The 10636-nt window shown below is 51.8% G+C and carries 14 protein-coding genes and 2 pseudogenes; 3 read left to right on the top strand and 13 right to left on the bottom strand.

Annotated features, from left to right (window positions below; translation table 11 throughout):
• Nucleotides 1-19 precede the first annotated feature (19 nt).
• From rplV to acpP, 12 genes and pseudogenes are all read right to left on the bottom strand, one after another.
• A pseudogene (gene rplV, locus ACGCCZ_RS06690) lies at nt 20-360 on the bottom strand (50S ribosomal protein L22).
• 21 nt (nt 361-381) lie between these two features.
• Nucleotides 382-657: a 30S ribosomal protein S19 gene (gene rpsS, locus ACGCCZ_RS06695; RefSeq protein WP_054324019.1), complete on the bottom strand. Its 276-nt coding sequence runs from the start codon at nt 655-657 to the stop codon at nt 382-384.
• Between the two features lie 26 nt (nt 658-683).
• Entirely contained in the window at nt 684-1517 is an 834-nt protein-coding gene (gene rplB / locus ACGCCZ_RS06700) for a 50S ribosomal protein L2 (protein ID WP_054324018.1), read from the bottom strand.
• Nucleotides 1518-1616: 99 nt separating this feature from the next.
• Nucleotides 1617-1907 (bottom strand): 50S ribosomal protein L23, encoded by a 291-nt coding sequence (rplW, locus tag ACGCCZ_RS06705; RefSeq protein ID WP_054324017.1) that lies wholly within the window; start codon nt 1905-1907, stop codon nt 1617-1619.
• Nucleotides 1907-2530: a 50S ribosomal protein L4 gene (gene rplD / locus ACGCCZ_RS06710; protein WP_411655607.1), complete on the bottom strand. Its 624-nt coding sequence runs from the start codon at nt 2528-2530 to the stop codon at nt 1907-1909. The genes rplW and rplD overlap by 1 nt, the downstream gene beginning before the upstream one ends.
• Before the next feature lie 17 nt (nt 2531-2547).
• Nucleotides 2548-3180: a 50S ribosomal protein L3 gene (gene rplC, locus ACGCCZ_RS06715; protein WP_054324015.1), complete on the bottom strand. Its 633-nt coding sequence runs from the start codon at nt 3178-3180 to the stop codon at nt 2548-2550.
• Between the two features lie 69 nt (nt 3181-3249).
• The gene (rpsJ, locus tag ACGCCZ_RS06720) at nt 3250-3561 is read right to left on the bottom strand and encodes a 30S ribosomal protein S10 (protein WP_038325938.1); all 312 of its coding nucleotides are present in this window, start codon (nt 3559-3561) and stop codon (nt 3250-3252) included.
• A gap of 437 nt (nt 3562-3998) precedes the next feature.
• On the bottom strand, nt 3999-4268 hold the full coding sequence (locus ACGCCZ_RS06725; RefSeq protein ID WP_054324014.1) for a hypothetical protein: 270 nt from the start codon (nt 4266-4268) through the stop codon (nt 3999-4001).
• Between the two features lie 243 nt (nt 4269-4511).
• Complete coding sequence (locus ACGCCZ_RS06730; RefSeq protein WP_085533568.1) at nt 4512-5051, bottom strand: PH domain-containing protein; 540 nt, start codon at nt 5049-5051, stop codon at nt 4512-4514.
• A 53-nt stretch (nt 5052-5104) separates the two neighbouring features.
• Nucleotides 5105-6540 (bottom strand): annotated as a pseudogene (gene proS / locus ACGCCZ_RS06735) (proline--tRNA ligase).
• A 3-nt stretch (nt 6541-6543) separates the two neighbouring features.
• A complete protein-coding gene (locus ACGCCZ_RS06740) occupies nt 6544-6747 on the bottom strand; it encodes a hypothetical protein (protein ID WP_054324010.1) in 204 nt (67 codons plus the stop codon).
• Nucleotides 6748-6885: 138 nt separating this feature from the next.
• Nucleotides 6886-7119 (bottom strand): acyl carrier protein, encoded by a 234-nt coding sequence (gene acpP, locus ACGCCZ_RS06745; protein WP_054324009.1) that lies wholly within the window; start codon nt 7117-7119, stop codon nt 6886-6888.
• 243 nt (nt 7120-7362) lie between these two features.
• Here acpP and ACGCCZ_RS06750 point away from each other — a divergent pair, with 243 nt between their 5' ends.
• Nucleotides 7363-8262, top strand: coding sequence for a shikimate dehydrogenase family protein (locus ACGCCZ_RS06750; RefSeq protein WP_054324008.1), 900 nt, complete (start codon nt 7363-7365; stop codon nt 8260-8262).
• Entirely contained in the window at nt 8259-8780 is a 522-nt protein-coding gene (locus tag ACGCCZ_RS06755; protein ID WP_054324007.1) for a shikimate kinase, read from the top strand. The genes ACGCCZ_RS06750 and ACGCCZ_RS06755 overlap by 4 nt, the downstream gene beginning before the upstream one ends.
• Before the next feature lie 510 nt (nt 8781-9290).
• Here ACGCCZ_RS06755 and ACGCCZ_RS06760 read toward each other — a convergent pair.
• Complete coding sequence (locus ACGCCZ_RS06760) at nt 9291-9629, bottom strand: hypothetical protein (RefSeq protein ID WP_411655608.1); 339 nt, start codon at nt 9627-9629, stop codon at nt 9291-9293.
• A gap of 76 nt (nt 9630-9705) precedes the next feature.
• Here ACGCCZ_RS06760 and aroF point away from each other — a divergent pair.
• Nucleotides 9706-10636: 3-deoxy-7-phosphoheptulonate synthase (gene aroF, locus ACGCCZ_RS06765; RefSeq protein WP_411655609.1), on the top strand; the 931-nt coding region annotated here is incomplete at its 3' end.

Raw genomic sequence — 10636 nt, forward strand, 5'->3', positions numbered from 1 at the left:
AGTTTACCTCCTCATCTGCTTATTCTTTTTCCTTGAGCACGAGGGTGACGTGCGAAGTTCTCTTCTCGATTCTATACGCGCGGCCCTGCGCTCTGGGACGGATGCGCTTGAGGATCGGGCCGGACATACGAAGCACTCTGCTACGTACAGTCTGGATACATCCATGTTGTGGTTATTCTCAGCGTTCGCCATGGCCGACTTCAACAGCTTTTCAAGATATTCACAAGCGGCCTTGGGGGTATTCTTGAGGATAGCCATTGCAACGTCCACCGGCTTGTTGCGAATCAGGTCCAGTACGATGGACACTTTACGGGGAGAAATACGGGCGTATTTCAGATAAGCCCTTGCTTCTGCTTCCATTGTCTATACTCCTTTCGGCCCTTATTTACCAGTTGTTTTGGAACCGGCATGGCCCTTAAAGGTTCTGGTCGGGGCAAACTCGCCGAGTTTGTGGCCAACCATGTCCTCTGTGACATATACCGGAACATGCTTGCGGCCGTCGTGGACCGCGATGGTGTGGCCTACGAAATCCGGGAAGATAACGGAAGCTCTGCTCCAGGTCTTCACGATTTTCTTTTCGCCGGCCGCATTCATTTCCTGAATCCTTTTCAGCAGCACAGGCTGTACAAAAGGACCCTTTTTAATGCTTCTGCTCATAAATTACAAGCTCCTTTCCGTACGCCTTATTTGCCGTTTCTGCGTTTCACAATGAACTTATCGGAACGGTTGTGGTGGGCGCGCGTCTTATAGCCGAGCGCCGGCTTGCCCCACGGGGTCATCGGGCCCGGATGTCCAATCGGCGATTTGCCTTCGCCGCCGCCGTGCGGGTGGTCGTTCGGGTTCATAACAGAACCGCGGACAGTCGGTCTCCAACCCATGTGACGCTTGCGGCCTGCTTTACCGATCTTCACATTTTCATGGTCGATGTTGCTGACCTGGCCAACCGTAGCCATGCAGGTTGCAGAAACGTTGCGGAGCTCGCCGGACGGCAGTCTCAAAAGAGCCATGCCGTTCTCCTTTGCCATCAGCTGTGCCATGTTGCCAGCTGCACGCGCCAGCTGTGCGCCCTTGCCGGGATACAGCTCGACGTTGTGGACAAAGGTACCGGTCGGGATATTTGCCAGCGGAAGCGCGTTGCCCGGCTTGATGTCCGCAGACGCACCGGAAACGACCACGTCGCCGACCTTCAGGCCGTGCGGCGCAATGATATACCGCTTCTCGCCATCCTCATACTGAACAAGCGCGATAAACGCGGAGCGGTTCGGATCGTACTCCAATGTGAGCACGGTTGCCGGCATATCCGCCTTCTGGCGCTTGAAGTCGATGATACGATACTTCTTGCGATTGCCGCCGCCGCGATGACGGACGGTAATTCTGCCATAGCTGTTGCGGCCGGAACGATTCTTTTTGGAAGCCAAAAGGCTCTTTTCCGGTGCAACCTTGGAAAGGCCCGTGTAGTCTGTTACGGACATATTCCTTCTGGCATTGGTTGTCGGTTTATAATTAGTAATAGGCATTTCGGTTTCACACTCCTCATGATGGCTTTGCGGGACGTTGCCAACGCCCCATACCTTGCCGAAAGCACTGGGTACGCTCTATAAGCGCATCCGGCTTTCTTACATCATACCTTCAAAGAATTCAATGGACTTGCTGTCCTCGGTCAGGGTAACGACAGCCTTCTTCCAAGAAGGAGTGTAGCCCTCGGTTCTGCCCTGGCGGCGGAGATGTCCGCGCACATGCAGGGTGTTGACCTTACTGACCTTTACGCCAAAGAGCTCTTCAACCGCTCTTTTGATGTCGACCTTTGTCGCACTCTTTGCGACTTCAAAGGTGTACTTTTTCATGCCGATACCGGCCATGCTTCTTTCCGTGATAATGGGGCGGATCACGATGTCCTGTGCTGCCATTATGCATACACCTCCTCAATCTGAGAGACGGCGTCCTTTACAACGACAAACTTGTCGGCGTTGAGGATGTCGTAGACGTTCAAGGTGTTCACCATTGCGGTCTTCACGCCCGGGATGTTTGCTGCGGAAGCAACCACCTTGCTGTTGAGCTCGGGCAGAACGATCAGCGTCTTCTTTTCGGAGCCGATTGCCTTAAGCATGTTAGCAATGGTCTTGGTCTTGTATTCGTCCAATGTGATCTGATCCAGCACGATCATATTGCTGCTAGCAACTTTGCTGGAAAGTGCGGACTTCATTGCAAGACGGCGTACCTTTTTATTTAAAGTATAACGATAGCTGCGCGGCTTTGGCGCAAACGCGATGCCGCCGTGCGTCCACTGGGGCGCGCGGGTGGAACCCTGTCTGGCATGGCCGGTGCCCTTCTGTCTCCACGGCTTTTTGCCACCGCCGGAAACTTCAGCGCGGGTCAGCGCGGACTGTGTGCCCTGACGCTGGTTGGCGAGGTAATTCTTTACCACGTCGTGCATCACGCTCACATTGGGCTCAATTCCAAATACGGACTCGGACAGGTCGATCTTTTCGATCTCCTTGCCAGCCATATCGAGTACTGCTACTGTAGGCATACCAAATCCTCCTTCCCTTACGCCTTCACGCTGTCACGGATCACGACGGTGCCGCCGTTTGGACCCGGAACTGCGCCTTTGACGGCGATGAGGTTGTTTTCGACGTCCACCTTAACGACCGTCAAGTTCTGGACGGTGACCTTCTCCGCGCCGAGGTGGCCGGGCAGATGCTTGCCCTTGAACACTCTGGACGGATCGGAACATGCGCCGTTGGAACCAGCATGGCGGGCAACCGGGCCGGAACCGTGGGTTTCCTTGAGCCGGTGCAAATTCCAGCGCTTAATGCCGCCAGCATAGCCCTTACCTTTGCTGGTGCCGCACACATCCACCTTGTCGCCAGCCGCAAAGACGTCGACTTTGACGAGGTCGCCCACATTGTAGGCATCCGTGTTTTCCAGACGGAACTCGCGCAGAACCTTCTTCGGAGCGACATCGCCCTTTGCGAAATGGCCCTGCATCGGCTTGTTGACCTTGTGGGCCTTCATGTCGCCATAGCCCATCTGGACTGCTGCGTAGCCGTCGTTTTCAACGGTTTTCTTCTGCGAAATCACGCAGGGCCCCGCCTCGATGACGGTTACCGGGACTACTTTCCCGTGTTCGTCGAAGATCTGTGTCATACCGATCTTCTTGCCGATAATACCTTTTTGCATTATTTTACCTCCTGTACAGGTTATTGGTTGGCTCTCGCCAACTTGACCTCGACCGCTGGTAGGTTAAAATCAGAGTTTAATCTCGATTTCAACGCCTGCGGGGAGTTCCAGACCCATCAAAGCCTCAACGGTCTTATTGGAAGGTCTGAGAATGTCGATCAATCTCTTGTGGGTGCGCATTTCAAACTGCTCACGGCTGTCCTTATACTTGTGAACAGCGCGCAGAATCGTGATGATCTGCTTCTCGGTCGGCAGCGGCACCGGCCCGGAAACTCTTGCGCCCGTGCGTTTCGCCGTCTGCACAATCTTTTCTGCGGACTGGTCAACCAGCTGATGGTCGTACCCCTTGATTCTGATCCTGATCTTTTCCTTGACTGCCACTTGAATCGCCTCCTTATTGTAGTTGGCGGGCGGCGTTTTAAATCCTAACACGGCGCCGGGTGTTTCTTCAACCGGCATTGAAAACCGGATCATCTTTTGCAAGATGTATCCGGGTGTAGGCAAAAACGTCTGAGCGCAGAAGGGCGCATTGCAACCCAATCCCTTCGCATGCTCAAAATATCTGTCGCCCGGTTTAAAATCGGACATACTCCACGGAAAAACCGGCATCTTTCAGCCGCAACCTCCCGCTTCAACGCATATCTGTCGCAGTCATGCTAGATTATAATACCATATAGGTCACCAAATAGCAAGTCCTATCTTCTCTTTTTTGCAAGAATTTTCTTGCAATATTTTGGCTATTTCGCCTAATTCTTCCTATAACACCCAAAGGGGACTTCTCCTCCCAGAAGAAGCTGAAAATTCAGAGAGAACCCCCTTTAACGCCTTTTTCTGCGGAACTGGCGAACGCGGAACTGTGCTATTTTAGAAAGCACCCTACAGCCATGTACCCAGACCGTTCTCCAAAGGGATGAACGGGAATGCCCTGCCACAAACACAGCCGTCGGGCCATCCATACCGCCGATGACTGTGACCAAATGGCCTTCCTTACTTCGAATGTGGGGAAGTTCGTGCAGTTTCTGGCAAACCACGCCCACGGTCCCCACAATCCCAAAGAGCGTCGCCAGAACAAGCCAACCTTTTTTCATCGCATGATCCCCTTACGTCTTACCTTCATTGAGCAGCAGTGATGAAAGCCTCGCTTGAAGGGTTTTACCCCCCTCTAAGAATTCCATATCCCTTTTCGCTCGCTTCTTCGGGCAACATCCTGCAATCGGCTCGATTGAATGATCTTAACGAAGATGGGGCAGCGGAAAGCGATTCCGCAGCCCCATCCATCCCATATCAGGTACATGTAAGGAACCTATCCAAGCATGTTCCTACATTGTTCCTTATTCGATCTCTTCCTGACCAACAGATTCTTCCAACGTCTCTTTTCTTTCTGCTTCTTCTGCCAAATGCTTGCGATTCGGCATGGCAATCCGTTTTTCCTGGATCTCCTCCAAAAACTGCTCTTTGTTCTCCGGTGAAATCTCCAGCCAGTATTCTTTACTTTTTATGCGGTAACGGATGTAAATCCGGTCTTTGCTCAAAGCAACCCTGGAAGATCCATGGCGCGCCTCGCCCTTTTCCTCCGTTACCTCCATCATCTGGCGGTAGAGGATGGTCACTTTATCAAACAGACCGTTTTTAATAAGTAAGCCAGTGTCCCCCACAATATAATAGGTACTTTTGTACTCCGGCAAAAAAATCAAGAGAAGCGCCACAAACATCCAAGTCCCTAAAAAGCCGACCAGGATATTATGGAAGATAAAATAAACCGCCAAAAACACAATCCCTAAAAGGAACACAGCCAACGCCTTCATATAAAAGGAACGATCCATTTTGGATTTGTATTTTGTCCCTGTTACCACTTTAGAAGCTTTGCGCATATCCGTCAACTTCCTTCCCCACACAGTCGAAGCGGTTTCTTGCTAAACCGGCATCAATATGCTTTGCCCCAGTAGACCATGGTCTTTGCAGGTTTGCCGCAGCACACACAGGTATCCGATAGATGTTCCTGCTCAAACGGCATACAACGCGAGGAGACGCCAGCCACTTCCTTGAGCTTCTCCTCACACGCCAGGTCGCCGCACCACATTGCTTTGATGAAGCCCGGCTTGTTCTCTGCGATCTCTTTGAGCTCATCCAACGTGGCCGCTGTGTAGGTCATGGACTCGCGGCGCGCCAGTGCCGTCTCGTACATCGTCTTACGAACCATCTCCAACTGTTCTGCAATCGCCGTTTCCAGTTGCTCCAGCGGCACAAAGACCTTTTCCCGGTCCGTACGGCGCACCAAAACACACTGATTCTTTTCGATGTCCTTGGGTCCAATCTCCAGACGAAGCGGGACCCCCTTCATTTCATACTGTGCAAATTTCCAGCCCGGGGACTGTTCAGAGTCGTCCATCCGCACGCGGAAAGTTTTCTTCAAACGAGCAAGCAGCTCTCCAGCCTTATCCAGGACGCCCTCTTTGTGCTGGGCAATCGGGATAATCATCACCTGAATCGGCGCCACAGCGGGTGGAAGCACCAAACCATTGTTGTCGCCATGAGTCATAATGATTCCTCCGATGATGCGGGTGCTCATCCCCCAGGAGGTCTGGTGCGGGTATTGGATCGAATTATCGCGCCCAGTAAAGGTTACATCGAACGCGCGTGCAAATCCATCGCCAAAGTAGTGGCTTGTGCCGCTTTGCAGAGCCTTGCCGTCGTGCATCATCGCCTCGATGGTATAAGTCGCCTCTGCGCCGCAAATTTCTCCTTATCTGTCTTCTTGCCCTTGATGACCGGGATAGCCAGATCCTGCTCGCAGAAGTCCGCGTACACCTTGAGCATCTGCTCTGTTTCCGCTTTTGCCTCCTCTGCCGTCTCATGCATGGTGTGGCCCTCTTGCCAATGGAACTCCACACTGCGCAGGAACGGGCGGGTTGTCTTTTCCCAACGCACCACGCTGCACCACTGGTTATACAGCTTCGGCAGGTCGCGCCAAGAATGAATGACACGCGCATAGTGATCGCAGAACAACGTCTCTGAGGTCGGACGCACGCACAGGCGCTCTTCCAACTGCTCATTGCCGCCCATTGTCACCCAAGCCACTTCCGGCGCAAACCCCTCTACATGGTCCTTTTCCTTTTGAAGCAAGCTTTCCGGAATGAACATCGGCATGGAGACATTCTCGTGCCCCAGCTCTTTAAACCGCGCGTCAAGATTGTCGCGGATATTCTCCCAAAGCGCAAAGCCATACGGCTCGATCACCATGCAGCCGCGCACACTGGTATAGTCCATCAGTTCAGCCTTTTTCACGATGTCGGTGTACCATTTGGCAAAATCCTCCTCCATAGGAGTGATTGCCTCCACCATCTTCTTTTGATCCGCCATTGTTTACTCCCCTTTATCCTTTGTGGTCGATTGTTCTATAAGTTTGCCGTCGTCTGCGGCATTGTGGGTGCGCGGAGCGTCCGCCCTGTTACCGCGTCTACGCCCAACGAAATTGACCAGTACCAACACCAACCCGATCAGAGCCATAAAAGCGAGAATACCTAAAAAGCACTGTCCCGCCAGAGCCAGCGCGTCCATTTGACCCATATCCATCACCTCAAGTAAGTCCGGTACTTTCTTTTATATCAGGAATTCTATCGTAACTTTCATTATATAAGAAGGCCCCTTGCTTTTCAAGTAAAAAATCCGCCGTGCATGCACGGCGGATTTCCAGTCAGGAGCGGGTTACGGGTTAACGTGGTCTTCGATGTACTTGACGAGCTCCCCAACCGTCTTAATGTTGTCAATTTCTTCATCGGGAACTTCGATTTCAAACTCGTCTTCAATAGACATCAGCAAATCGACAACGTCCAAGGAATCAGCGCCCAGATCGTCAGCGATGCTCGTATCGACGGTGATCGAATCCTCCTCCACATCGAACTGCTCGCTCAGAATCGCTTTTACCTTTTCCAGAACCATGTCTTTTCCTCCTTCTGATTTGTGTGAATGAGCATACAAAAAGCGCCGCTGTACGCCATCTTCCAAATATGGACAAAGCAGCGCCAGATGTGATACAATTGCCCCGGGCCGCCTAAAAATACTGGCTGCCCGTGTTGCTTAACAACATATTATTAGCAATCCTTCGCTTTGTCAATATGATTCTTAAAGTTTTTTAAGGATTTTCAAATTCCCCGAAAAGCCGGGGATTCTAAGGAGTTTGCCATGGACGAGAAAACATATTGTGAAAAAACCAGCTTTCCCATTCACAACTTCGCTGTGATTGGCCATCCGATCGCACACACCATGTCCCCCTTTATCCACAGCTGCCTGTTCTCCTTGGCCGGATATGGCGCAGCATCCTATCGCGTGATGGATATTGCCCCGGAGGATTTGGAATCCTTTCTCCCCCGCCTACGGGAACTTTCCGGCTTTAACATCACCATTCCCCATAAACAGGCAATCATTCCTTATTTGGATGATTTGGACAAAAAAGCTGCCTTTTTTCACTCGGTAAACACAGTCAAAAATGAAAACGGCCGGTTGATTGGATTCACCACCGACGGAGCGGGTTTTACAAAGGCGTTGGAGAGTGCCGGCGTTTCTCTGTCTGGGCGCATCGCCATTCTGGGAGCGGGGGGCGTTTCGCGCGTAATGGCTTTCGAGGCCTTGGAAACTGCGCAGGCGCCGGACATCACCATCGCTGTACGCGAACACAGTTTGCCCGCAGCACAGGCTTTGTGCAAAGAATTGACGGCCGTCTTGCAAAAACAGGGACGCGGGGGACGGCTTTCTGTGTCCCTCTTGGATGCAATCTCCGGCGATTTCGATCTGTTGGTCAATGGCACGCCGGTCGGGATGTATCCGCATGTGGACGCTTCTCCAGTTTCCGCAGAGGTCCTGGCCCGCTGTGCGGCGGTCTTTGATGCGGTATACAATCCGGACGAGACCCTTTTGCTTCGCTTGGCAAAACAGAACGGTGCAAAAGCGATCGGCGGTATGCGCATGTTGGTAGGTCAAGCGGCAGCCGCACAGGAGATCTGGTATAATGCCTCCTTCCGTGATGCGGACATCGATGCGCTATGCCGCGATGCCGTCAAAGAAATGGAGCGGATTTTTCAATGAAACAGAAGCCGAAGAATATCATCCTATGCGGGTTTATGGGCAGTGGAAAGACCACAGTAGGGCGCCGTTTGGCACAGAAAACGCACATGGAATTTCTCGATATGGACCACTACATTGAGGAGCGCGAGGGCCGAACCATCGCCGACATCTTCGCCCAGGATGGGGAGGAAACCTTCCGGCGCATGGAAACGGAGGCAGCCAGAGAACTGGCGAGCCGTCGGGGGCTGATAATCGCTTCTGGTGGAGGGACATTGCTCCGCCTGCAAAATGTAAAAATATTTCGTAAAAGCGGTGTCACGGTGTTACTGGACACCCCCATTGGGCTGATTCAGGAACGGTTGAAAAACGACACCGTGCGCCCCTTACTGCAAAAGCCGAACCGGAAGAAAGTGATCTCTGACTTATACCGCAAGCGCCTCCCTGCATATTGTGCGGCAGCCGACATCATCGTCGATGGTTCCGGTGGCGCAGAGCGCGTTGCCGGGCGCGTTTGGGAACAGGTCAAGCGGCTCGGTTAAGCTGTTTTCCATAGCGATAAGGACGCCTTGCTTTGAAGAACCAACCGCCGAAATGCCGTGGCCACACGAAAAAATGCGCCAAGCGCCACAAAAAACATTCCTGGATCGCCCCACCTGCAAGTCCGCAAATAGACAGTCAATCGGAAATTGAGAAAAATTTGCAGGCTCCGAAAAAGGTGAAAAGAGCATGACAAAAAGACCGCCGCGCAAGCGCCAGTCAAATTGGGAGAGCATGGAAGCGGTTAATCCGGACTTTCCAGGGAGGTTTGTGACCTGGCCCCGAAGCTGCCAAACGTTCAATCTCCGGTAAGATGCTGTGGGCATTGGAAAATTTGAGTAAATTGGTTTGTCTGCTTCGTAGGTTCCCATGGCAAAAGGCGATACAAGCATAAAGCACCTGAAACTGGACGGCTCAATTGGTACATCGACCGGAATGAGCTATAAGAGTTCGCCCTCCTTTGGGCTACATATCCAGCCCGAGGAAAACATCAGCCGTATAAAAAAACAGAGCTATTTCAGTTTCCTCAAACGTTCAGAAAGTGTTGTATTCGCTTTCTTTTTTGCGCGAAAAAAGTTCGACTTCTGCAACAATTCAAAAAATTCCTGCAAATTGGAAAGAATTCTTTCTTGACAAACCTCTTCTGTCGTATTATGATACTTACAAGAATTTTCCGTACAAGGAGTTCCATCATGCTTGAGATTGCAAAAACCACACGATTTACAGGCTTTGGTTATCCCCGCTTCTTTTGGGCGTGGGATTTTTACGCATGCAATCTTTGCGGTGCCAACCCCTGTAGTGGAAATAGCCATTTCTCTTGCATTGTAAAATAACCTGGCTGTTTTTATCATAGGCGGAGCTGCATCGCGCAGCTCCGCCTATTTTATTTTCCCACAATCTAACATTCAAATTTTGGAGGGTATCAACATGATTATTGTATTGAAACCAAACTGTACAGACGAGCAAGTCAAACATTTCGCGGATAATCTCACCAAAGAATACAATGTCAAAGTCAATACTTGGGTCGGCACACAGAGTACCGTGCTCGGCTTGCTCGGTGACACCACATCCATCGATATCGACTACATTTCTGCACAAGATTTTGTCGAAAGCGTAAAGCGCGTGCAGGAACCGTACAAGAAGGCCAACCGGAAATTTCATCCTGACAACACGGTCATCACCCTCCCCACCGGGCAAAAGATCGGCGACGGCAGCCTTGCGCTGATTGCTGGTCCATGTTCTGTTGAGACAGAGGCCCAGATCTGCGAGGTTGCCGAGCGTGTAAAAGCCGCAGGGGCGGCCTTCCTGCGCGGAGGCGCCTTCAAGCCCAGAACCTCCCCTTACTCCTTTCAAGGCTTACAGGCAGAGGGCCTCGAGCTTCTGAAAAAAGCCAAAGCACAAACCGGTCTGCCGATCGTAACCGAGATTATGAGCATTGGGCACATCCCGCTCTTCGAGGAGGAGGGCGTGGACATCATTCAAGTGGGTGCACGAAACATGCAGAATTTCGAGCTGCTCAAAGCATTGGGCAAGATCAACAAGCCCATCCTGCTCAAGCGGGGCCTGTCCAACACCATTGAAGAGCTCCTGATGAGCGCTGAATACATCATGGCAGGCGGAAACGATCAGGTCATCCTCTGCGAGCGCGGCATCCGTACCTATGAAACCTATACCCGCAACACCCTGGACATCTCCGCAATTCCGATTCTCAAAAAGTTGTCCCATCTCCCTGTGGTGGTAACGCCAAAGTGGCGCACGAAAAACGCGAAAGCGTTTCACGATAAATGCGAAAACTCACACGAGTATGGAAGTCGTTCTGGTCAAACACCGCTTGAACTGAACCAAGTAGGTACGAGAT

It is taken from the genome of Anaeromassilibacillus sp. SJQ-1, from assembly GCF_046693725.1.
GTDB lineage: Bacteria > Bacillota > Clostridia > Oscillospirales > Acutalibacteraceae > Anaeromassilibacillus.

Coding starts and splice junctions, on each gene's coding strand:
- ACGCCZ_RS06740 (WP_054324010.1), bottom strand. CDS start 6,747: ATGGGTCAAATGGACGCGCTGGCTCTGGCGGGACAGTGCTTTTTAGGT.
- rplW (WP_054324017.1), bottom strand. CDS start 1,907: ATGGCAGCACAGGACATCGTGATCCGCCCCATTATCACGGAAAGAAGC.
- rplD (WP_411655607.1), bottom strand. CDS start 2,530: ATGCCTACAGTAGCAGTACTCGATATGGCTGGCAAGGAGATCGAAAAG.
- acpP (WP_054324009.1), bottom strand. CDS start 7,119: ATGGTTCTGGAAAAGGTAAAAGCGATTCTGAGCGAGCAGTTCGATGTG.
- rpsS (WP_054324019.1), bottom strand. CDS start 657: ATGAGCAGAAGCATTAAAAAGGGTCCTTTTGTACAGCCTGTGCTGCTG.
- rplC (WP_054324015.1), bottom strand. CDS start 3,180: ATGCAAAAAGGTATTATCGGCAAGAAGATCGGTATGACACAGATCTTC.
- ACGCCZ_RS06755 (WP_054324007.1), top strand. CDS start 8,259: ATGAAACAGAAGCCGAAGAATATCATCCTATGCGGGTTTATGGGCAGT.
- ACGCCZ_RS06725 (WP_054324014.1), bottom strand. CDS start 4,268: ATGAAAAAAGGTTGGCTTGTTCTGGCGACGCTCTTTGGGATTGTGGGG.
- rplB (WP_054324018.1), bottom strand. CDS start 1,517: ATGCCTATTACTAATTATAAACCGACAACCAATGCCAGAAGGAATATG.
- ACGCCZ_RS06730 (WP_085533568.1), bottom strand. CDS start 5,051: ATGCGCAAAGCTTCTAAAGTGGTAACAGGGACAAAATACAAATCCAAA.
- ACGCCZ_RS06760 (WP_411655608.1), bottom strand. CDS start 9,629: ATGATAAAAACAGCCAGGTTATTTTACAATGCAAGAGAAATGGCTATT.
- ACGCCZ_RS06750 (WP_054324008.1), top strand. CDS start 7,363: ATGGACGAGAAAACATATTGTGAAAAAACCAGCTTTCCCATTCACAAC.